The organism is Natronotalea proteinilytica, assembly GCF_055379935.1.
In genome coordinates this window covers 3,438,775-3,461,116 of the sequence record NZ_AP043947.1, presented here as the reverse complement: position 1 = coordinate 3,461,116, position 22,342 = coordinate 3,438,775, and the positions used below count along the sequence as shown (strand labels likewise).

The 22,342-nt window shown below is 54.7% G+C and carries 16 protein-coding genes; 10 read left to right on the top strand and 6 right to left on the bottom strand.

The features are described from left to right. Positions 1–267: 267 nt before the first annotated feature. The gene (locus tag ACZ5AL_RS13740; RefSeq protein WP_464511099.1) at positions 268–1,299 is read left to right on the top strand and encodes a tetratricopeptide repeat protein; all 1,032 of its coding nucleotides are present in this window, start codon (positions 268–270) and stop codon (positions 1,297–1,299) included. Positions 1,300–1,523: 224 nt separating this feature from the next. Here ACZ5AL_RS13740 and dnaN read toward each other — a convergent pair whose 3' ends face one another. Next, positions 1,524–2,663, bottom strand: coding sequence for a DNA polymerase III subunit beta (gene dnaN, locus ACZ5AL_RS13735; protein WP_464511097.1), 1,140 nt, complete (start codon positions 2,661–2,663; stop codon positions 1,524–1,526). 125 nt (positions 2,664–2,788) lie between these two features. Then, on the bottom strand, positions 2,789–4,297 hold the full coding sequence (gene dnaA, locus ACZ5AL_RS13730; RefSeq protein ID WP_464511096.1) for a chromosomal replication initiator protein DnaA: 1,509 nt from the start codon (positions 4,295–4,297) through the stop codon (positions 2,789–2,791). A gap of 1,082 nt (positions 4,298–5,379) precedes the next feature. Between dnaA and ACZ5AL_RS13725 the strand changes: the two genes are divergently transcribed. From ACZ5AL_RS13725 to ACZ5AL_RS13685, 9 genes are all read left to right on the top strand, one after another. Beyond that, entirely contained in the window at positions 5,380–5,907 is a 528-nt protein-coding gene (locus ACZ5AL_RS13725; protein ID WP_464511095.1) for a YceD family protein, read from the top strand. Between the two features lie 254 nt (positions 5,908–6,161). Then, on the top strand, positions 6,162–6,359 hold the full coding sequence (gene rpmF / locus ACZ5AL_RS13720) for a 50S ribosomal protein L32 (RefSeq protein ID WP_464511093.1): 198 nt from the start codon (positions 6,162–6,164) through the stop codon (positions 6,357–6,359). Positions 6,360–6,582: 223 nt separating this feature from the next. Continuing rightward, positions 6,583–7,599, top strand: a complete 1,017-nt coding sequence (gene plsX, locus ACZ5AL_RS13715) for a phosphate acyltransferase PlsX (protein ID WP_464511092.1) — start codon at positions 6,583–6,585, stop codon at positions 7,597–7,599. A 99-nt stretch (positions 7,600–7,698) separates the two neighbouring features. Further along, the gene (locus ACZ5AL_RS13710) at positions 7,699–8,715 is read left to right on the top strand and encodes a beta-ketoacyl-ACP synthase III (protein WP_464511091.1); all 1,017 of its coding nucleotides are present in this window, start codon (positions 7,699–7,701) and stop codon (positions 8,713–8,715) included. A 42-nt stretch (positions 8,716–8,757) separates the two neighbouring features. Next, positions 8,758–9,699, top strand: coding sequence for an ACP S-malonyltransferase (gene fabD, locus ACZ5AL_RS13705; protein WP_464511089.1), 942 nt, complete (start codon positions 8,758–8,760; stop codon positions 9,697–9,699). 44 nt (positions 9,700–9,743) lie between these two features. After that, positions 9,744–10,487: a 3-oxoacyl-[acyl-carrier-protein] reductase gene (fabG, locus tag ACZ5AL_RS13700; protein ID WP_464511088.1), complete on the top strand. Its 744-nt coding sequence runs from the start codon at positions 9,744–9,746 to the stop codon at positions 10,485–10,487. 186 nt (positions 10,488–10,673) lie between these two features. After that, on the top strand, positions 10,674–12,101 hold the full coding sequence (locus tag ACZ5AL_RS13695) for a DEAD/DEAH box helicase (protein WP_464511087.1): 1,428 nt from the start codon (positions 10,674–10,676) through the stop codon (positions 12,099–12,101). A gap of 15 nt (positions 12,102–12,116) precedes the next feature. Next, positions 12,117–13,070, top strand: coding sequence for a ChaN family lipoprotein (locus ACZ5AL_RS13690; protein ID WP_464511086.1), 954 nt, complete (start codon positions 12,117–12,119; stop codon positions 13,068–13,070). A 157-nt stretch (positions 13,071–13,227) separates the two neighbouring features. Then, complete coding sequence (locus ACZ5AL_RS13685; protein WP_464511085.1) at positions 13,228–14,442, top strand: hypothetical protein; 1,215 nt, start codon at positions 13,228–13,230, stop codon at positions 14,440–14,442. 99 nt (positions 14,443–14,541) lie between these two features. Here ACZ5AL_RS13685 and ACZ5AL_RS13680 read toward each other — a convergent pair whose 3' ends face one another. The 4 genes from ACZ5AL_RS13680 to drt2 form a co-directional block, all read right to left on the bottom strand. Next, positions 14,542–18,495, bottom strand: a complete 3,954-nt coding sequence (locus ACZ5AL_RS13680; RefSeq protein WP_464511083.1) for a PAS domain S-box protein — start codon at positions 18,493–18,495, stop codon at positions 14,542–14,544. 749 nt (positions 18,496–19,244) lie between these two features. Further along, positions 19,245–20,018 (bottom strand): DUF1828 domain-containing protein, encoded by a 774-nt coding sequence (locus tag ACZ5AL_RS13675; RefSeq protein ID WP_464511082.1) that lies wholly within the window; start codon positions 20,016–20,018, stop codon positions 19,245–19,247. Then, positions 20,015–20,485, bottom strand: a complete 471-nt coding sequence (locus tag ACZ5AL_RS13670) for a DUF6978 family protein (RefSeq protein ID WP_464511081.1) — start codon at positions 20,483–20,485, stop codon at positions 20,015–20,017. The genes ACZ5AL_RS13675 and ACZ5AL_RS13670 overlap by 4 nt, the downstream gene beginning before the upstream one ends. A gap of 16 nt (positions 20,486–20,501) precedes the next feature. Continuing rightward, positions 20,502–21,968 (bottom strand): antiviral reverse transcriptase Drt2, encoded by a 1,467-nt coding sequence (drt2, locus tag ACZ5AL_RS13665; RefSeq protein ID WP_464511079.1) that lies wholly within the window; start codon positions 21,966–21,968, stop codon positions 20,502–20,504. Positions 21,969–22,342: the final 374 nt, after the last annotated feature.

Sequence of the window (22,342 nt, the reverse complement as noted above, 5' to 3'; positions counted from 1 at the left end):
TCAATGTGAAAGCGGCGTTTGAGTGATCGTAAAAAACTGGTTGATCCCGCACACCCTACGTTATGATTCGGTCTTTTATGTGCCCTACACATGCCAAGTTGTGTTTGAAAAGCTACCCATATGCCAACTTCGAAGCAGAAACGTGCTCTTATAGCGTTTGCAGGCAGTCTCCACCTATAATAGGCATTCAAACTAAGCGAAGTTGAACTAAGCGAAATTAACTCCTTGTGCGTAGCTTTCCTGATATGAATATCACATCGTGAAGTAATGGTTTCGATTAAAGAACGTATTTTTCGGTATCCTGATCTGTCTTCGGCTGAGCAAGCTAAACTGGAAGAGGCCATTCGCAGCCATCCGGATCAAGAATCGCTTCGCAGTTTGCTAGCTGAGGTGAAGGCGCTTGATCAGCGACTTCATCATCTCGAGCTGCCTCCAGAGTCAGAGGCTCCTCACCCATTGCCCAATGCGCTGCTGGCCTTGTACGTCGTACGCACCGAGCACGAGCTGCTTGACACCTGGAGCCCGGCTATGCAGCAGGCCTTTGCAGAGGTGGAGGCTCATCTTGAGCATAATAGCGATTTGCGTACTCGTGTAGCCAAGATGCGCAAGCGGTTTTCTGAAACGGAAACGAGTGTAGACCCTGTTCGCCACTTTGAGGCCATATCAGATCATGATACGGGAACAGCGCCTGCCGTATCACCTTCCGGCTCCTCTTCTACAACGAACGGTTCGACCGAGCCGGGCTTGGTCGATCGTATTGCGAAGATCCCACAATATGTGACGTACAGCTTGGCAGGGGCAGGAGCCATGCTGATACTCTACGGAGTTCTTTTTGTCATCAGCCTTATGATGCAGTCGCCCACTGAACGGATGGCGGCGCTCGACAGCGAGCAGATGAACGTTGAAGGCTACGAAATTACTACTCGTAGCGTAGAGGCTGTGCCACAAAGCAATGACGAGACGTTCTTGCTGGCATTAGAAACGCTGGAGCGCTCCTACGTAACCACGCTCGGGCTTTTTCCGCGCTTCGACGAGGCCAAGCTTACGACTGCTCAAGAGCATTTCGAGGCGCTCGTTGATTCGGAGCCTTCTGGCTCGTTTCTGCAGCTTGAAGCACGTTTCTTTCTGGGTAAAACGTACCTAGCCCAAGGAGAGGTTGAAGCCGCACGCGACGCGTTCCGGTACGTAGTCATTGGTGAAGGGGCCCGTGCCGATGAGGCATCTGCCCTTCTAGAAGAGATACAAACGCACTACCCAATGGAGGTCCCCGAAAGCCTTCCCGATGATGTCCAGTTGTAGGGAGCCTATCATATCAACTCCGCATGCGCTGTTGATGTATGGACGTATGGATGGTGAGAGGCGTCCATACGGTGTCGTGCAGAGAAGCGAGTCCAGAACGTGCAACCAGATTTGGTATCAAAAGATTTTCGTACAGCAGGATTCCAACGATATAGAAAAGGCCGCTTGAAAGCACAAGCGGCCTTTTTCACGTTGGCAGCAACAAGGTGAGAGCCCGCTAACGGCTAGGCGTACGTGTTCAGCATCACCGGCATAATGAGCATTAGGATGTCGGGGTCTTCGGTGCCATGGGGAACTACGATGCCGGCTCGGTTGGGCGAGCCAAGACGAAACAACACCTCTTCGCTGGTAATGTTACCGAGCACCTCAGTCAGGTATTCCGAGTTGAAGCCAATCTCCATTGGGTCGTTGTCATACTCACAGCGTACAACCTCTTTTGCTTCACTGGAGCGCTCGATGTCTTCAGCGGAAATGGTAACTTCGCTTGCTGTGAGCGCCAGTCGGATTTGATTCGTCATGCTACTGGAGTAGAGCCCGACGCGCTTCACGGCATTGAGCATAGCTTCACGATTGACTACTAACTCACGATCATTTCCGTCGGGAATGACGGCCTGGTAGTTTGGGTAGGTTTCGTCAATGAGCCGGGCAATCACGCGGGCATTGTCAATGGCGAAGCTTACGTGCCCGTCGCTTACGCCGATCGTGCACAGCAGATCGTCATCTAAAATACGCTGTACCAGCTTTGTCGCTTTTTCCGGTACAATAAAGGATACCTCTTCGCCATCAGTCGCTAAATCAGAACGGTCAAGTTTGACCAACCGATGTCCATCGGTAGCTACAATACGACTGGTATCGGCATTCAGCTGAAAGTAAATGCCCATCATGGCTGGGCGTAAGGCATCTTTGCTCACAGCAAAGTTGGTTTTGCCGATTGCATCGCTGATAACGCTCCCCTCGGCTGCAATTTCGTGGTTGGCATCCACCTCAGGTAGATCGGGGAAGTCGTCGCCATCGTGACCTACCATTTTGTAGTGCCCCTGATCGGTTTCCATCCGGATCTCGAAGTCGCTGTCAGCGGCAAACGAGATGGGCTGGTCGGGTAGTGCACGCAGCGTATCGATGAGTCGCTTGGCAGGCACCGCAATTTGTTGCGGCGTAGCTGTTCCGTTGCTGGCAAACTGCACCGCCACGTTACGGACGATCGATATTTCAAGGTCGGTAGCGCTCAATGTGAGTGCTGACCCATCTTCGCTCTGTTCAAACAGCACAGACTCCAAAATGGGCATCGTGCTCTTTGAAGGCACGGCCCCCTTCACGGTATTCAGGGCTTCAAGTAAGTCGGAACTGGACGCAGAAAATTTCATGGCGACGTCGGCGTGAGATCGCGGAAGATTCGGAACGGTGTGTACGGTGTGTAGACTGAACAGATCCGGCTTTCGCGTGGTCGGGTGCAAAAGCCGTCCCAAGTTTTAGAGAGATGTACAAGGGGTTAGCGAGAGCGTAACTCGATCTTGCGCCCAACCTGTTGAACAAGGTCGCGGAATTGTTTGTCGGTGTCAATTTGATCTTCTACGCTCTTTACAGCATGTATGACGGTAGAATGGTCGCGCCCGCCAAAGTGTAACCCAATCGTTTTGAGCGAATGTTGAGTCATCTCTTTACAGAAGTACATGGCGATCTGCCGGGCGCGCACCACCTCGCGCTTCCGGGTTTTGTCGCGCACAAGGTTTTCGTCAATCTCCATGTACTCACACACGATGCGCTGAATTTCTTCGATGGTTAGGTTGACCTGTACGTCTTGCATCAGGTCGCGAAGCACCTCTTTGGCCAGCCCCAAATCGAGTTCACGTTGGTGCAGGCTGGCATGAGCCAGCAGACGAATGAGCGCTCCTTCGAGTTCGCGAATGTTGCTTTTGATGTTATGCGCAATAAACTCGATAACCTCCTGGTCAAGGTCTACGCCGTCGTCTTCGGCCTTGCGTTGCAAAATAGCGATGCGCGTCTCAAGTCCTGGGGGTTGCACATCAGCGGAGAGTCCCCACTGAAATCGGGACAACAAACGTTCTTCAATGCCATCAATTTCGCGAGGGGGGCGATCAGCGGAGAGGACGATCTGGCGTCCTGATTGATGCAGCGCATTGAAGATGTGGAAAAACTCTTCTTGCGTTTTTTCCTTGCCACTAAAGAACTGCACATCATCAACGATGAGCAGGTCAATTTGCCGGTAGAACATCGAGAACTCGCTGATCCGATTCCGCTGAATCGACTGCACAAATTCGGTTGTGAAGCGTTCGCTCGACACATACAGTACGGTTTCAGCAGTTCCGTCGTCTTTTGCCTGATTTCCAATTGACTGAATCAGGTGCGTTTTGCCAAGCCCTACCCCGCCATAAATCAGAAATGGGTTAAAGCTCGTACCACCGGGTTCCTGGGCAATGGCCCAGGCAGCACTGCGTGCCAAGCGGTTGCAATCCCCTTCAATAAAACGCCCGAAAGTGTAATTGCTGTTCAGTTGGCTATCGATCGTAGCCTTTTGAATGCCCGGAATAGCAAATGGATTGCGCACCGGATCCAAATCGTCTGTCTCGGTTTCAGGGGGAGCCCCTCCTGCGGCTTGTGTAGCAGAACGCGGTGCCTGCGATGCCGCCGAGCGCTCAGGGGGAGCTGATGGGCTCGTCTCAGAACCGGACGAGGCTGACGCCGAGGCGACCGCGCTGGACGAGTCCGTGTCTGACGACTTCTGGATGTCGTAAAACAAGCGCCCGTCATCCCCCAGTACCTGGGTTACCGTCTTGCGGAGAAGAGAGAAGTAGTGCTCCTCCAGCCATTCATAGTAAAACCGACTGGGCAGCTGAATTGTCAACTTGCGCAGATCGTCTTCGTTTTCGATCGACTGCGCTGTGAGGGGTTCAAACCATGTCTTGAAGCTCTGGCGGCTTACATGCTCACGAATATGATCGAGGCATGCCTCCCATACTTCTTCAGCAGACTGATTCATACCCCAGCGTGTTGATTGGGCCGCGTTCACTGCAGCAATAGGTGCAGCCCACGGCGAGCGACAAAATTAAATGAAGCCATGCGAGCCACACGTAGAAGAGTGGAAACTTCTCTGAACCAAACTCTACGCATACACAAGGCGTCGTTGTACCATCCTTTTCAAGCCATGCTCTGCACGAGCGTTCCGCGTCACATGGCAATACAACCCGCGTCTTTTGCAAAGATAGAAGCAGCTTTCGACAAAACGAGAAGCCTGCAAACTAAGTAGACCCACAAAAGTATCTTTGATTATGTCATTGCGAGGAGCGCTAGCGACGCGGCAATCTTGTGCCATCAAGCCGGGCAGCACCGTCCAGGTCGGGGGCATGAGATCGCCACGTCAGTCGCAGGCTCCTTCCTCGCGATGACAAGGTGTAAATATATTTCTTTTGAGTTACCTCCTAGGACAGAAGGAATGGCTTCCCCGTACGTCGTTTCCGCCAACTGTTTGTCATGCAAAACCTAGACGCTCCACTCGCCGAGGTAAGGCACCTACAGCTTGAGGCAAGGCCAACGTGGCATGCTGTCCCCACAAGTTATCCACACCCCTTGTGATTCCCCCTTGGGAAAAATGAAGATATGGCACGTGCGGCCAAAGTTATCCACACTTTTTCCACAAGTTATCCACAATTCGTAACCCCCTTTTTGTTAGGAGGTTACGGACATTTGGGGATGCTGAGAGACATAGTTTTCCACATACTGGTGTGGAAAACTGGATTGAGAGTGCACACTCAGCATGCATGACCAACTTATCCACATTCTATGCACATGCGAGCGAGCATGGCATTTTGGGCCGACAGCCTTTGCTGAAACAAACGGAATACAGAGCATAACAACTGCAGCAAGGAAGGTCAAGTACAGAATCTGCAAAGAGTCGAAGGCGTTGCGATAACGTAAGCTTCTGCCCACCTACTCGTGGAATGGTATCTTGTCTTCAGCGAACTGCATGGTTGAGACATGCCGGGACACGTTGTGGAACACCCGGCTTTCACGAGTGATACCAACGCCTCCTTTTAAACTTTTGCTCGGTCTCTCCAAATCGTTATGTTGACGTTAGACATCACCCCGTTTCGGTCGGGGGTGCACCACGTCACGCTCGAACCCGACCCCGAAACGGTTGACCTGGAGGAAGACGCCTTTCGCAGCCTCGATGTGTCGATGCATCTGCAGTGTCAGCGCGATCGCATCCTCATTACGATGGAATTGCGGGCAGAGGCGCACCTGACGTGCGACCGAACGCTCGAACGGTTTTGGCACCCGATTCAGAACGAATACGTGGTGCTGTTTGGCCCCGACCACCTGGCCGAGGCCGACGATGACCACGAGGCATACGATGAGGTGCGCCCTATGGCGCCCACCGATAAGGAGCTTGACCTTACCGACATTGTGCACGATACGTTAAAGCTGGCTATTCCGCAGCGGGTCGTTGCGCCGGGAGCCGAAGATGCCGAACTACAGCTACAGTACGGTGCTCCTGATGAGCCCGAGGAGGAAGCCACAGATGATATCGACCCGCGCTGGGAGAAGCTCAAACAGCTCCGCGACGACGACACTGACGACCCAGCCTCGTAATCCAAAATCACCACCGTTGTACATCCAATACTAATTCTGCGCAAAATGGCACTGTAGTCCCGTTGCGTATGAATCCGATTGGGGGGCATGCACCTACGTTGTAGGTGGCTTGTGCCTTATGTACATCGCCATGCAGCCCGAATCATTGTACAGTTGCAGGCTGCCAGTGGCACCAGGAAGGTCACTGCTTGCTACGGTTGGCCCCGTGACTTCCTACCTCTTGACCTTTTAGACCATTACGTTGACTGTTTGTCATGGCTGTTCCTAAGCGCCGTCATTCGAAATCGCGTTCGCGCAAACGCCGCTCCCGATACTACAATAGCTTGAAAGCTCCACAACTGATGGAGTGCAACAACTGCGGCAACCCCAAAATTATGCATCGGGCTTGCAAGTATTGCGGCCACTATCGCGGTCGTCAGGTTGTTGAGCCAACAGAAGAACTGCTCGGATAAGGTGCCCCATCAGCTCTTGTTGGCGCCCCGGGCCTGCCTGCTATGGGTTGTCTGCCGTTTGATTAGGCACGCTAAGGCACCCAATTTGGTGCACGTTTTGTGCTTTACCATGAAAGGTGGAGGGCAAAACGTGCATTTTAATGTTCAGGCTGTTTACTTAAGGCGATGTGGATTGTACGTTACGATCCCTTCGCAAGTCCCTTGACAGATATGCCGGTTGCACATGCCTAGCCACATTGCCGTTGACGCTATGGGAGGAGACCACGCCCCTGATGCCGTGGTCGAAGGAGCCGTGAACGCGTTGAAGCGGCCTGATGCAGATCTCCATGTTACCCTGTACGGGCCAGAACAACGCGTGAAAGAGGCGCTTCGTGCTCATCCCGAAGCCGACTCGCTCCCTCTTACCATCCACGATGCTCCTGATGTCGTTACGATGGAGGAGGCGCCTGCTGCTGCGCTCAAAACGAAGCGGCAGTCATCCATTCATCTGGGGCTGAAAGCACACAAAAGCGGTGCTGCCGATGCCTTCATTAGCGCGGGCAATACGGGCGCCATCATGGCAGCATCCATGTTTATCCTAGGGCGGATTGAGGGACTGGAGCGACCCTCTATTGTTGGCTTCTTTCCAACGCTACGCGGCGACTTTTCGATCGTGATCGATATTGGCACCAATGTCGATTGCAAGCCCTCCCACTTGCTTCAGTTCGCGCGCATGGGCACAGTGTACGCGCGGCATGTCCTTGACATGGATACACCGTCGGTTGGCCTCATCAACATTGGCGAGGAAAAGACCAAGGGTAACGAACAGGTCAAGGCTGCTCACGCTCTGCTCGACGATGACGACGCGATCCACTTTGCGGGCAATGTGGAGGGGGGCGACCTGCTTCACTACGCCGCTGATGTGCTCATTTGCGACGGCTTTATGGGCAATGTGCTGCTCAAGTTTGGCGAGTCCATGACGACCGTGCTCTCCACAATGACCGAGCAAGAAATGGAGCGCCAAGAGTTGTCGCACGAAGAGCGTGCCCTGGTAGCAAATGTACTGGGTAACGTGCAAAAGGGCTTCGACCATGAAAACCGAGGTGGGGCCCCTCTTATCGGTGTCAACGGCTCCGTTTTTATTGGGCATGGTCGTTCATCGGCCCGAGCCATTGCGCAAGGCATCCACTCCGCTTCAGACCTTGCGGAGACAGATGTTGTTGATGCGCTTCGGTCGGCGTTTAGCCCGCAGACTGCATAGCCGCAGAACGGGCAGGCCTGGCTGCGTGCAACCTATAGCCCCTGCTTGCCCGTACAGGCTTTCGGTTCCATTGTATTTTTTGCTTTTGCCCCTGTTCGCATGGCTGCTTCTGCTTCCCCTCCGTCTCAGGCTGCAATTACCGCCGTTGGTCACTTCTTGCCCGACCGCCGGCTTACAAATGCAGACCTGGAAGAGATTGTTGATACCTCCGACGAGTGGATTCGAACGCGCACAGGCATTGAGGAGCGCCGCATTCTAGAGGATGCGGACCAGGCCTCGGCCTACATGGGGGCACAGGCCGCCCAAGAAATTATTGATCGACACAACGTCGATCCGGCCACCATCGACATTATCGTGGTGGCTACGGTAACGCCCGATATGTTTTTTCCTGCGACTGCGTGCCTTGTCCAAGATGCCATTGGAGCGACCAACGCATGGGCATTCGACCTCTCGGCGGCATGCAGCGGATTTCTGTTCGCCCTTACCACGGGGGCCAGCTTCATTGAAAGCGGTCGCGCAGCGCGGGTCCTTGTTGTAGGTGCTGACAAGATGACCGCAATCACCGACTACTCTGACCGGAGCACCTGCATCCTCTTTGGCGATGCCGCAGGCGCTGTTCTACTTGAGGCACACGATACCCACGGCCTCCAAGACACCGTGCATTACTCTGATGGCAGCCAAGCCAACCTTCTCAAAATGCCTGCCGGCGGCAGCTTGCGCCCGGCCTCTCACGACACCGTCGAAAACCGCCAGCACTACCTGCAGCAAGACGGACGCCCCGTGTTTCGCCACGCGGTGACGGGTATGGCTGACGTGTGTGTGGAGATTATGGAGCGCAATAACCTTTCGGCGGATGATGTGGATTATCTTGTGCCTCACCAGGCCAACAAACGCATCATTGATGCCACGGCCAACCGCATGGGGCTCGATCCCGACAAGGTGATGATCAACATTCACCGGTATGGTAACACCACTGCTGCTACCGTTCCGCTCTGCTTACACGACTGGGAGACCGACCTCCGCGAAGGCGATCAGCTCGTGCTCACCACATTCGGGGGCGGACTCACCTGGGGCGCCTCGTATCTGACGTGGGCCTACGATGGATCGGCGGTGTAACTCTCCTTATCGTACTGATCTCTGAATCTGCTTTTGACTGTTATGGCTTCTACGGCCTATCTCTTTCCGGGCCAGGGTGCCCAGTATGTGGGCATGGCCCAATCGCTCTACAACGCCTATCCCGATGCCGCGGCGCGCATCGATGCGGCCAACGACATTCTTGGGGTTGATCTGCGGGCGCTGATGTTTGGCACCGCCGATGTCGAGGATGCCGAGGCGGCCCTCACCGAAACACAGATCACCCAACCCGCGCTCTACACGCACAGCCTGGCCGCCATGGCGGTGCTCAACGCCCACAATCGGGCGCCGGACATGGTTGCGGGGCACAGCCTGGGTGAATACAGCGCGTTGGCTGCCGCGGGAGCCCTCTCGTTTGAAGACGGACTGCGCCTGGTGCGCCGCCGGGGCGAACTAATGGCCGAGGCTGGTGATGTGCGTCCTGGTACCATGGCCGCCGTACTTGGCGCCGACGACGAGACCGTTGAATCGATCTGCTCACAAATCACAGAAACCGGAACGGGGGTGGTGCAGCCCGCCAACTTTAACGCGCCCGGTCAAATCGTCATCTCAGGAGATGTGAAGGCCGTAGAGCGGGCCTGCGATGTAATCGAGGCGCGCACGCTTCCACTATCTGTAAGCGGGGCGTTTCACTCGCCGCTGATGGCGTATGCGCGCGAAGGGCTTACCGAAGCGCTGGAAGCTGTTTCGATTCAGCCCCCTACGTGTCCCGTTTACCTGAACGTGACCGCCGCCCCCACAACCGACCCCGACGAAATCCGGCAGCGCCTAATTGAACAATTGCAAGCCCCCGTACGGTGGGCCCAGCTGCTTCAGGCCATCGAAGCCGACGGCGCCGACCGGTTTGTAGAAGTGGGCGCAGGCACCGTGTTACAGGGACTGGTGAAGCGCACGCTGGGCCGCGATACCCAGCGCCACAGTGCCGACACCGCTGACGATCTTGCGGATCTACTCGACGCGGCATAAGCGCCGTACGATCTTCCTTATCCTAAATCCTTTTTTTCGTGGCTATGGACCTCACCGATAAATCTGTTCTCATCACTGGCGGCACGCGCGGCATTGGTCGTGCCATTGTCGATGCCTTTGCCAAAGCCGGTGCTCGTGTGGCCTTTACCTACCGTTCGTCTACGGAGGCCGCGGAGGCTATCGTAGAAACGCTTACCGAGCAAGGCACCGACGCCATGGCCTTGCAAGGCGATGTGGCCAATCCCGAGTCAGCGCAGGAAGCCGTTACCGCCGTTACCGATGCCTGGGGCAGCCTCGATGTGCTTGTCAACAACGCCGGGATCACGCGCGACGGGCTCATGCTCCGCCTGGATGCCGACGACTGGGATGCGGTGCTCAACACCAACTTGAAAGGCGTCTTCAACTTCTGCAAAGCAGCTTATCGTCCATTTATGCGGCAGCGCAGCGGTGTAGTGATCAATATCGCCTCCGTTGTAGGAATCATTGGAAACCCCGGGCAAACCAACTACGCGGCCTCCAAAGCAGGCATCATTGGATTCACCAAAAGCCTGGCAAAAGAACTGAGCGGTCGCGGTGTGCGGGCGAATGTGGTGGCTCCTGGATATGTGGATACCGACATGACCGAAGCCATGAGCGACGACGCTCAGCAAGCCATGCTCGATGCCGTTCCGCTTGGGCGCCCTGCTAGCCCTGACGATGTCGCGCAGGCGGTGCTCTTCTTGGCCAGCCCCACCGCTAGCTACATCACCGGACAGGTGCTGCAAGTCGATGGCGGCCTTGCTATGTAACGCTGCAGTTCAGGCACCGTATTGGCTGCTCTTCGCATCAGTCGGGTTGTAAAGGGGTGTCAACATCCGCGAGCACGCCCCACAGTCTATGGATCGTTTAACGACACGCTGTCGTACAGGCGTGTTGTGAGCGCAATTAACTGCGCTTTGGTTGTCTCTCATCCTCGCTAAGTGTACTCGTCCGTAATGGTGGATTCGCCCAACACACCGTCCTACACCAACGTCATTGACCTGACCTCCAAGGCACAGCGCAAAAAGCGTCAAGCCGAGGTCGGGGAACTGCAGGAGCCTGATGCTCCTCTGGACGAGATCACAGCCGATGGGCTCCCCGACAATGTGGAGCAAGCCATGCGGGCCGCCGGATGGGATGATCTTATGGAGGTGCAACGCAAAGCCCTTCCGTATCTAATTGCCAATCGCGACCTTATCGTACAGTCGCGCACCGGGTCGGGCAAAACAGGCGCCTTTCTGCTCCCCCTATTTGATGTGCTTGATCCGGCACGAAAAGAAGCGCAGGCTCTGATTCTCACCCCTACACGCGAACTGGCGCGGCAGGTGCACGAAGAGTTTGAGCGGATGAAGATTGCCACCCCCGCCACCAACGAACTCAGTGCAGCGCTCATCTATGGTGGTGTGAGCTATGCCCCGCAGATCAAAGCGCTCAAAGACGGCGCGCAGGTCATTATCGGCACGCCTGGACGCGTACTCGACCACCTGAAACGCGACAACTTCAAGGCCGAAACCGTCCACTTTTTCATTCTGGACGAAGCCGACGAGATGCTCTCTATGGGGTTCTACCCCGACATGAAGGAGATTCGCGACTACCTCAAGCCCGACCGGCAATCGTGCATGTTTAGCGCAACCATGCCGCCGAAAGTCCGCTCGGTCGCGCGCGAGTTCCTATCGGATCCCGACTTCCTGTCGCTGAGCTCCGGCCACGTAAGTGTGGATGCAATTTCGTATCGCTACTACCTTACGCAGCCGATGGAAAAAGACCGCGTGCTGCACAAGCTCATTGAAATGGAGGAGCCCGAGTCGGCGCTCATCTTTGCGAACACGAAGCGAGAAGTCAGTTACCTGCGCAAGTTCTTGGGCAACGCCGGGTACAACATCGACGAAATGTCGGGCGATCTGTCGCAACGCAAGCGCGAAGAGGCAATTGACCGGCTCCGCGATGGCGAAGTGCGTATGCTTGTGGCGACCGATGTAGCGGCACGCGGTATCGACATTTCGGCACTAAGCCATGTCTTCATTTACGATGTGCCGCAAGACCGCGAGTATCTTATTCATCGGTCGGGGCGTACGGCGCGTGCAGGCAAGAAAGGAACCACCATTGTGCTGGCCACCCACGAAGATGAGTTTGAGCTCATCCGTATGGCTAAAGCCTACGACATCGACATAGAGCGCGCTGAGCTCCCCCTCGATCCGCTCGAAGAGGCCACCAAACAGCTGCGCACACACTACAACAGTGGGCACAACCGGGCCGCTGTGCAGCGCTTTCTGCCGCTGGCGAAGCGCCTGGCCGACGAGCACCCTGAGTTACTCGCACATCTCATCGATGAGACCGTGGATATCGACGAAATCCTGAACCAAGACGAAGACTCTGACGACTAACCCTCTGTAAATGCTGTGCGCCTCTCTCTGCTCGCGGGTCTTCTCGCCACCTTTCTTATCGGAGCCGTAGGGCATACGGCTCAGGCGATGCCATCCAGCGCATACGCGGATACGACTGACTACCGCGTGTACACGGCAACAGGCGAACCGGCGTCCCTGGACGCGATTGAGGCCGCGTTTGATACGGTGGAGGTGGTGCTTCTGGGCGAAATCCACGGTCATGCGCCCATTCACGCGTTGCAAGATTCACTATGGCAGCGCCTGCTAACTCATGAGCGTCCGGCCACGCTCTCTCTCGAAATGTTTGAGCGCGATGTGCAACCCGTGCTCGATGAGTATCTGGCCGGACTCATTCCCGAGGATCACTTCCTGCAGGCCAGTCGCCCGTGGTCAAGTTATGAGCGCGACTATCATGCGCTGGTGGATTCGGCGCGCACCCATAACGCTCCCGTACTTGCAGCCAACGCGCCCCGCCGATATGTAAACCGTGTAGCCCGTGAGGGACGCGCAGCCCTCGATGACCTGCCCGCCTCCGCCCTCCATTGGCTGCCTCCGCTTCCGTATCCCGAAGCCAGTGAGGCGTACCGCGAGCGCTTTCTTGCGCAGATGCACGGCGGCGCCCATCCCACCAACCACGCCCCTTCGGATACGACCGACACCGACGAGACGGCCTCGCCCCACGAATACGACAGCGGCATGGCCCACCTGCTGGATGCGCAAATGCTGTGGGATGCCACGATGGCGTACACCATTGCCGAACACCTGCTGCACACACCGGAGGCCGTTGTCATGCACCTCACCGGGCGCTTCCACATCGCCGAACGTACCGGCACTCCCGAAACGCTTGCGCACTACCGCCCCGGCACGCCTCAACTCGTTGTCTACTTTGATGCGGTAGCAGATCCGAGCACATTTGATGACGACGCGCACACCGGCCAAGGCGACTTTGTGGTGCTGACAGCAGAGTAAACGCTGCGTGGCCCTGTACACTTGCGATTGGGGAGCAGGCTTTTATACATTGACTTTGGCTCATCTTCACACTCGGGCGTCGTCCTCACGCCAATGTGGATGGGTGCCTGTAAATCTCCTGTACCCCATCTTACCATAGCGTGTACCTATAACCGTCATGTATACCTACGCTAAACGCACGTATCATATCGGATTCCTTGTTCTCATTCTGTGTTTGATCGGACTTCCTGCATGTGGGCCGGATTCAGAGGATGACCTTAACGGCGACACTGAAACACAAACGGTCGAGGATAATGAAATTCGTCTCACACTTCCAGCGTCGGTACATGCGGGTGCTCGCTTCGAGGTAGGCTGGGATGGCGCTGAAGAGTCGCGCAATTACATTTCAATCGCAGAAGAAGGGACCTCCGGTGGATCTACCATCAACAGTCGCAGAACCGACCGAGGGGGAGATCCCCTCACACTGAGAGCTCCCGATCATCCCGGGATGTATGAGGTCCGATATGTGCAAAACGACGATGACGAAATTCAAGCGTCCGCTTCGATTGAGGTGACTGAGGTAGACGCTGACCTTGATGTGCCCAGCGAGGTCGGGGCGGGCTCGCATATTTCAGTGACGTGGACAGGCCCCGACAATCCGCGTGACTACATCAGTCTGGCCGAGCAAGGCAGTAGTGACGGCTCCTCTGTTGACACGCGTAGAACCAGTCGGGGCGGCAATCCACTCAGTGTCCGCGCACCGGATACACCAAGTGGGGAAGAGTATGAGATTCGGTACGTCATGTATCAATCAGATCGTGTGATTGCCCGCTCGCCGATTACCATTACAGAGGCGACCGCCTCGTTTGACGTTGCGGATACGCTGATGGTCGATACCCCTGTAGATATTGATTGGGAAGGGCCGGATAACCATCGCGATTATATTTCATTAGCCGAACCCGGCTCACGTGATGATGAGACCGTCACAAGCCGAAGAACAGACAGAGGCGGGCATCCTCTTACGTTGCGGATGCCCGAACAGCCTGGCGAATACGAATTGCGCTACATAATGGGGCAAGAAGATCATGTTATTGAGCGGAAGGACGTCGTTGTCCTTCCACTTCAGGCTCGTTTAGAAGCTCCAGACAGCGTTGAGCGGGGGACAGGCATTGATGTTTCCTGGATTGGCCCTAACGGTCCATCTGATTTTATCGCCATTGCCTCTCCCGATGCGGATCCAGATACCTATAAGAGCCGCGCCCGCAGCCGGGCGGGTTCTCCTGCAACCGTGTTTGCGCCAAACACGCCAGGATCATACGAACTCCGGTATGTCTGGGCCGAGGAAGACAGCGTTTTGACGCAACAGTCCCTCGAAGTTACTGAGGCTGAGTGAGGTGCACTGCTTGATGATGCGCCCCCTTTCGTCACATGACTTGGTCGCCTTGCGATGATAGCTCCGAGCGACCCCATCCAGGTGTGATGGTGCACCAGGCTACTCTGAGTCATCCTCTGACAATGATTCAGGCACATTCCGGGGAAGGCGCACGGTAAACGTCGTGCCTTCCCCTTTTGTGCTTTGCACCTCAATCGTGCCGTTCATCATCTCCACCAGGCGCTTCGTGATGGTAAGCCCGAGTCCGCTTCCTTCGTAGGCGCGCGTGTCACCAGTCGACTCTTGTCTGAATGCGTCAAACAAGTGCGGCAGAAAATCTTCGTCAATGCCAACCCCGGTATCTTCGATGTCTAATGTCAACACATCAGGCGTGGTGCGAAGGCGAAGCGTTACCTGTCCGTCAGCGGGCGTGAACTTGATGGCGTTGCTGAGCACGTTGCTCAAGATACGATGCAAGGCGCCACGGTCAACAGAGGCATTCACCGGCTGATCTATACCATGCACGGCCAGCGTAATGCCATCTGATTCGGCGCGGGCCTGAAACAGATCGACGGTTTCTTGCACCACGCGATCGATTCGTATCTGATGAGGCTCCAACTCCATTGCACCGGCTTCGAGCTTCGACAGGTCGAGCACCGAGCGCAGCGTTTCCATGAGTCGCTGGCTGCTGTTTTGAATGAGCTCGGCAAAATGCTGGGTGGAGTCGTCCGCCTCGTCAGCAAGAATCTCTGAGAACCCGATGATGGAGGTCAGCGGCGTGCGGATTTCGTGACTCATATTGGCCAAGAATGCCGACTTGAGTCGGTTCATTTCTTTGGCCTCGTCGCGGGCGTCGCGCAACTCACGCTCGCGTGCAATGCGGTCCAGTACACTTGCCATGTTGTGCGCCAAGATGTCGAGCAAGTTCACATCGAATGGGTCAATACCCTCTGGATCAGTACTGGCTACAGAGATGGTACCGTAGCGGCGAATCGGTACATACACGGATGACTGCACGTTGCCCTGTTCTAAGATGTGAATAGCTTCGGATCCGTTTGATTCGCGATAGCGAACAGTGGACTGTGTACGATAGGCTTTCACAACGCCACCGGGCCCATCCAAATCATACGCGGGGCGTTCGCCTTCCATCAACTTCGTACAGGCGTCGGATACGGCCACGGGGACAAGTTCGCCGTTTTGGACGTAGCGCATTGCACAGATGGGATACTCGAGCGTATCGGTAATCAAGTCGCACACCTGCTGGGCCAAGACCTCAGGGGTTTCGGCTTGCGCTAAGCGGCTCATGGCATCGTAAAAGGTCTCTAGACGCCTCTCACGCGCTTGCAAGGCCGCTTCGGCTTTTTTGCGTTCCGTAATGTCAACGCCCACCCCAATGATGCAGGGCGTGTCTTCTATCACGATGCTGCGTCCTGAAAAGAAATACGGAGTGCGCTCTCCGGATTTGCTCACGATGGTGGCTTGCACGGTGGCGTGCCCTTCTTGGAAGGCGGTTCGTACAGCGTAGCGTACTCGCGCCTGATCGTCACCTTCAAAAAGATCTTCAAGCGGAGCGAGGGTATCAATTTCTTCAGCGCTGTACTCAATAACGTGCTCTAAATTGTCATTCCACCGAAGGATTGGGCCTTCTTCTTCAACCAGATAGAAAATGCCAGGCAGACTATCGATGGCGCTATCAAGCAAACGCTTTTGCCGAGCCAGCTCTTCGGTCGCCTGCTTGCGTTCGGTGATGTCGAGGTGAGTTCCAGCGACGCGTAGTGGCGTTCCGTCCTCGTCTCGTTCAACGATTTGGCCCCGATCCAGAATCCACCGTACGTCTCCCTGCTTGGTGTACATGCGAATCTCGAGATCGACATGGGGAATTTCCCCGTTGAGGTGGCGCTCTATCTCTTGAAACGTTCGTTCTTTATCTTCCGGGTGGGCTGCTTTTTCGAACATGTCAACGGTGTTTTCGATCTCGTGGGGTTCGTATCCCAGCATTTCGCCCCATCGGTCGTTATAGTACACCTCGCCCGTTTTCAGATTCCAATCCCAAAGTCCCAGGTCGCCGCCGCGCAAAGCAAGTTCGAGGCGTTTTCGTTCGGCTTCTAGAGCCGCTTGCTGTTCATATTCGTCGGTCACATCGCGAAACACCAGAACAACACCCAAGAGTTGGTCGTCGTCATCGCGAATAGGAGCGGCACTATCGGCAATGTGGATGGTAGCGCCCGTTCGGTCGGTAAGCACGGTATGGTTCGCCATGCCTACAATTCCATCTTCGCGCAAGACCTTGTCAACCGGATTTTCAACGGGAGCTTTGGTATGTACATTGTGAATGGGAAAGACCTCAGTCAGGAGCCGCCCTTCAGCTTCGGCAATAGGCCACCCTGTAAGGTCCTGCGCAACCTGATTCATTTCTGTGATGTGTCCCTGCGGATCGGTGGCAATGACGCCATCGCCGATGGAGTTGAGCGTAACGGCCAAGTACTCTTCATGGGCTTTGAGTTCACGCTCTGCTTCTTTGCGGGTCGAAATGTCGAGCACGGCCCCATCGCGGTGTAGTATAGCCCCGTTTTCATCTCGAACAGCCGTTGCGCTGAGCAGTCCCCAGAAGGTCGTTCCATCGGTACGCCTGAACTCTACCTCGCGATTTTGAATATGCCCTGTTTCATGAGATTCCTGAACCAGCACATCACGCTGTTCTGGTGTCGCATACAACGCGTCTAGCGATTCGAGTCTAAGTAAATCCTCACGACTGGGATACCCAAAAATATCGACAAACGCGTCGTTTACATAAACGAGCCCCTCTTCAGGTGTGGCTCGATAAATGCCCTCTGTAATATGGTTATTGATAGATCGCAGCAGCGCCTCACGTTTGCGAAGTGCCTGCTGGGCCTCATGCTGCTCGGTTACGTCGTTTACAGCAACAAGGACAGCTGGGGCGCCTTCATATGTGATCTCGGAGGAGGTTGCCTCTACGTGTATTGCTGTGCCATCCGCGTGTAGGTGAGTCCAAGTCCCCGGTGGTGTGCGTAGGTGCGGACGGTCTTGCTGCAGGTAGTTGCGTAATTGATCGGCTTCATGCGCAGGGCGAATGTCGGTAATCTCCATATCCAACAGCTCATGGCGCGTGTAGCCATACTGCCGGATCGCTGCCTCATTTGCGTCGAGAAAGCGCAGCGTATCAGGTGAATAGACAAACATAGGCACGGGATTATCGGCAAAGAGCATCTGTGCTTGCCGCTTTTCGTCCCGTAACTGCGCTTGGAGGCGTCGATGTTCGGTGATGTCATCAAAATACACCGATAACCCGCCTTCAAACGGGTAAGCATTAACGCGAAACCAGGTATTGAGTGGGGGAAAGTAGGCTTCGAATTGGGTGCTTTCTTGGGTACGTACGGCACGATGGTATTCCTCGTAGAAGGCTAAGTCTACAGCTTCAGGAAATTCATCCCATACGTTCGCTCCAATCAATTCATGCCGTGTCCGTTGGAGTACCGTTTCTGCTTGTTTGTTTACATACGTGAACTGCCACTGGGAGTCGAGTGCAAAAAACGCATCGGTGATGCTTTCCAAGATGTCTTGGGGAGATGTGGCAGCAGGAGCCGGGTGTTGTTGAGCCTGTCCAAGAGCCGCCAGGTCGCGCAATGTTTGTCGGTCGTTGTCGGTGAATGTGTGCGGACGCCCATCCATGACGGCTAATGTGCCAATAACATGTTCACTGGGTGTTGTAAGAGGGATTCCTGCGTACGACTGAAGTGCTGTTTCACCCGAGACAAGGGGGTGGTCTGCAAACCGGTCATCTTGCCGGAGGTCGTTCACCACGAGCGCTTGCTGGCTGTTTACCACCTCGGCACAGAACCCGTGCTGTCGGTATAAGGTGGCATCGAGTGGACCCTCATTTACTTGGATATGCACTTGGGTGGCATCCACCAGGGTGGCAATGGCTGTGGACATGTTGAGCGTGCGGGCTGCTAGCGCTACAACCCGTTGCCACTGCGATGAGGCCGATTGGGCACCAAGCAGGGTGTAGCTGTGCAAGGCGTGCAACCGATCTGAATTATTGCGATATGCCATGCAGCTAGCCACGTAATGGGCGGGGGGTTAACGGTGGTGGATAGAGTGTGGGCTTCTGTTTCCTAATAATAGGGATCAGCAGGTATTCTGTCCACTCTCGCCAATAGATAGGCAGGAGCTAGGTTCAAGAAATGGGAGATGAGGGAAGGAGACTTGAAAAGATAAGTATTCCCTACAAAGCCAAGTGGTTGAAAAGCGGTTTCAAAAGACACCTACTGCTGTGTCACACGTGATTGTTTGGTCCGAAATTGTCATCGCGAGGAGGGAGCCTGCGACCGACGTGGCGATCTCGTGCCGTTGGTTGGGCAGCTGCATCCGGTCTGATAGCATGAGATTGCACCCCAGGAGCACTTTCTCCCTGCGGTCGGGGCGCTTCGCTGCGCTCGCAATGACATGATTGTAGATTTTTTTCAGTACGGATTGTGCTATGGGTTCAGAAGGCGCAGCGCTCCCCATCGTCCTGTCATCCCAGACAAGGCGCCCCTGGCGCCGCTGATCCGGAGCCGAGCGAAGCGACGCACGAAGTAATCCATTCCGCCGGTTGAAGGCTGCCTTTACGTCCGGCACGCACCTATCTATTGGGCTATTGGGGGATGGATCCCAGATCGTCGCTACGCTCCGTCTGGGATGACCGTGTAGGGGCATAACCACGTTTCTGCACGTTCAACGGCAGATACATGTATAGCACAACGCGTTCTCAGTACGTTAGGAGACACATGCGTACCCTAACATTCAGGTATGACAAAACACTACACCCCCAGCATGTCCAGGTGATCTTCGCGGGATGACCATGGCATTGGGCGGATGTTGTAGCGGTTCAGGGCTTCCATGCTTGATGAAGGCACGGTATGCTCTACATCGTTTAGAATGGCTATGGCTTCTGATTCGGTGGGACGGTTTTCCCGCGTGTCTTCCCATGCCATAATCAGCCGCTCAACGGTAGCCCGACCGGGACGGTTGATGGCCTGAAGCACACGCTCGGGTGCATCATGAAAACCTGGGACGACAAAGTCGAAGTGGTGATCGTATCCCGACTCGCCCGTGAACTTTACGCTCTCGGTAAAGCGAACATGCTGCTCGCGCAGCCACGCTGAAACCTCTTCAAGGAAGAGACCAATGACTGTTGCGCGGGATGTGTGGAAAAGGTCTCCCACCGCAAGCATCGCCTGCACGAGATCGTGCTTCTTCTGGGGGAAGGAAGCGGCATCTGCACGCACGGTGAGTGCGTTGCCTTCTTTCTCGACGCCCAAACGGTTCAAGATCGTTGTGAGGAGCTTGCTCCGCTTTTCGGTGGATACGTCGCATCCCGATGCTTCAAGATCAACGAGGGTGTATCCGTCGTCTGTAAGGTACCACCGGTCGCCTTTTAAGCGGGCATAGATCTGAAGGTAGTCGTTGTGGCGGTCCAGGAATGGGGTTGTGATCTCAATATAATCACTCCCTTCAATTGGACGTGTCTCCGTCTCGTCCTGAAGCCACGTCCAGTAGGCATCCAGCCGATTATCAAGTATGGGCATCGTCATAACAAGACGGGGTTGATGGTTGGCTGGTTGTTTATGTTGCAGTATTCCATGAAGTCATGTACTGTACGGGTCAGATCGGTTAAGTCTCCGATCTCAAGAGGAGGTATACCTTCGGGCAGATCGTCAGACAGATCATAGGCCCAAGCATCGCCGTACCCTTCCCGGTATACGTGCAAATGGGTTCGCCCTACCTTTTCGCCATCTGGATTGCGATGCGGCGCAGTATTGACGTCGAGTCGCAACAGTGGTATCGAGGTCCGAGCACGAAAATTGTGATTCACTTTCTTCAAATCAATGGATCCCCGGAATATATCCAGATAAAACCGTTCGCCGCTGCTGGGCGACTCGCATTCCATTTTTAGCTTCTCACCCGGTTGCGGGAAGCTATGAGTTTGTTCACCCTGATACTGCTTTTCCATCTGGATGAGGGCGATGGCTTCTTTCTGAGGTATATTAGGCTCTGCCATGTCAAATAGGAGAAAGTCAGGTTTCGTTGAGTGCTTTGGCCCATTGCCTGGCGATTCGGCGCTTTTTATCGTTCAGAGACTTGGCCCAACTCTCCGATACAAGTCGAACGTGTACCCAAGACTCCCACTGGTCAATTCGGTCATGTAGCACCTTCCAGTGTCTTGCCACCTGAGGTCGAATCTTGTCTCTACCGGTAACGGGTTTCATCAAATCGGCAGCACGGTACGCGTACTGGACGAAGTTGCGGTTTCCCTTGTGGCTGAATCGCTCGTACAGACGACTACGCCGGATAGTGTAGTCCTGTGCGTCGTTGGCGTTCTTTAAAGCGTGGTTAGCCTCGACCTTCAAAGCTCCATTCATGCGGCGATAGAAGCGCGTGAGGCTTGAGGGGCGAATCCGTATGTTTTTGCCGTCGAAGACAAATCCCAAATACTGTAGTTGGTTATCTTCAATGGCTTCTGTTTGTTCATCGCCGCTAAGTTTCTGGCAACCTATCTCTTGTCCGTCATGCGAAAAGAGGTAGCTCTCTGTCTTTCTCTCCTGAATAACAAGTTTGAGATCGGAGATCTTTTCCATTACGAACTGCTTCACTTCCTCTCGTTTGCTATCAGGGACGACAGTCACCAGATCATCGCTGTATCGTCGATACATGCCTCCCAAGGCGTTAACCTTTTGGTGTACGGCATGATCGAAAGGGCGCATGTATATGTTTGATAAAAGGGCACTTATGGGAGTGCCTTGCGGGATTCCATACGAATGCGGATTAACAATCAAGTGCCCTTTGCCTCGCACCTCTTCCCTGAATTCGTAAGGGGAGCAAATCTGCTTGCCGGAGCGCTGATTGTGCGACTGGGCATAGAAGTCTGGGAAGATCTGCCGAAGACGTCGCTCCTTAACGTATGCAAACTTGGTCAACGACCGGAATAGCTGATAATGGTCCGCTGGAAGACGCTCATCGCCCAAGACGCGTCCCCATTCTCGTTTCAGAATGTCATGGCTAAGGTTATCAAAAAAGCCTTTCACATCAAAGGCCAGAGCAGCCAGGGACTCTGCCGGAGTGCATTTTTCGTAGATGTGAGCAAAAACATCGCGGGCAAAGTGGATATTGCACTTTGGCTCATCAAACCGACGATAGGCAACAACGCTCTTATTGAAGTCCTGCGAGGCAATGTGCGTCTCGTACTTTTCGGAGAGAAGCTGAGCGTAATACGCATACACATGCGCATCCAGGTGCGAAGCATAGCAGATGCGGCGCGACTTGTTTGTCACGTCCCCCTTTTTTCCGCGTGTTGGCTCACTTAGTACTTTGTAGCGTCTCTCCTGGTCGATCCGTTTGATGAACGGATAGAAGTCGTGTCGAGCCACCCGTTTGGCGTTTTCAACAACCTTTTTTGCTTTCTCTTTAGGAGTAGGCCAATCGAAGTGGGGGTAGGGCCGATAACGATACCATTCCGGAGCATCGTCTTTTGCATCTGTGTGCATAGGCCTGAGAAATGGGAAATGGATACAAAACAGTTAAGGCCGAGGCCCAGACACACACAGGCGTCTCTATCGGGCCCCGGCGCAGCCGTGCGTTTGCACATTAGTAAGCAAGCGATCTCCATGAAAGCCCGCATTGCTCCCTGCTTATCTAACTGCGAGGTAGCATTGTTAGCTACTCAACTGTTAGTTCCTTTAACAAGAATCATCTTGCCTATGTATGACATGCTCAGCCAGAAGAGTTCAACCTTGACCATCAGCGTTGTAATCGTTCGCTGCATCTTGGCCGCCATTGACTACTTTCTGCCCATATTCACACAATTACCAGAACCAAACAGAACTCCTCTCACACCTCGACCTAAATCTACAGTTCTCAA

Bases quoted from the DNA above. Each gene is read 5' to 3' on its own strand.
- rpmF (WP_464511093.1), top strand. From the start codon at position 6,162: ATGGCTGTTCCTAAGCGCCGTCATTCGAAATCGCGTTCGCGCAAACGC.
- ACZ5AL_RS13685 (WP_464511085.1), top strand. From the start codon at position 13,228: ATGTATACCTACGCTAAACGCACGTATCATATCGGATTCCTTGTTCTC.
- ACZ5AL_RS13675 (WP_464511082.1), bottom strand. From the start codon at position 20,018: ATGACGATGCCCATACTTGATAATCGGCTGGATGCCTACTGGACGTGG.
- fabD (WP_464511089.1), top strand. From the start codon at position 8,758: ATGGCTTCTACGGCCTATCTCTTTCCGGGCCAGGGTGCCCAGTATGTG.
- plsX (WP_464511092.1), top strand. From the start codon at position 6,583: ATGCCTAGCCACATTGCCGTTGACGCTATGGGAGGAGACCACGCCCCT.
- ACZ5AL_RS13725 (WP_464511095.1), top strand. From the start codon at position 5,380: ATGTTGACGTTAGACATCACCCCGTTTCGGTCGGGGGTGCACCACGTC.
- ACZ5AL_RS13710 (WP_464511091.1), top strand. From the start codon at position 7,699: ATGGCTGCTTCTGCTTCCCCTCCGTCTCAGGCTGCAATTACCGCCGTT.
- ACZ5AL_RS13740 (WP_464511099.1), top strand. From the start codon at position 268: ATGGTTTCGATTAAAGAACGTATTTTTCGGTATCCTGATCTGTCTTCG.
- dnaA (WP_464511096.1), bottom strand. From the start codon at position 4,297: ATGAATCAGTCTGCTGAAGAAGTATGGGAGGCATGCCTCGATCATATT.
- dnaN (WP_464511097.1), bottom strand. From the start codon at position 2,663: ATGAAATTTTCTGCGTCCAGTTCCGACTTACTTGAAGCCCTGAATACC.
- drt2 (WP_464511079.1), bottom strand. From the start codon at position 21,968: ATGCACACAGATGCAAAAGACGATGCTCCGGAATGGTATCGTTATCGG.
- ACZ5AL_RS13670 (WP_464511081.1), bottom strand. From the start codon at position 20,485: ATGGCAGAGCCTAATATACCTCAGAAAGAAGCCATCGCCCTCATCCAG.
- ACZ5AL_RS13680 (WP_464511083.1), bottom strand. From the start codon at position 18,495: ATGGCATATCGCAATAATTCAGATCGGTTGCACGCCTTGCACAGCTAC.
- ACZ5AL_RS13695 (WP_464511087.1), top strand. From the start codon at position 10,674: ATGGTGGATTCGCCCAACACACCGTCCTACACCAACGTCATTGACCTG.
- fabG (WP_464511088.1), top strand. From the start codon at position 9,744: ATGGACCTCACCGATAAATCTGTTCTCATCACTGGCGGCACGCGCGGC.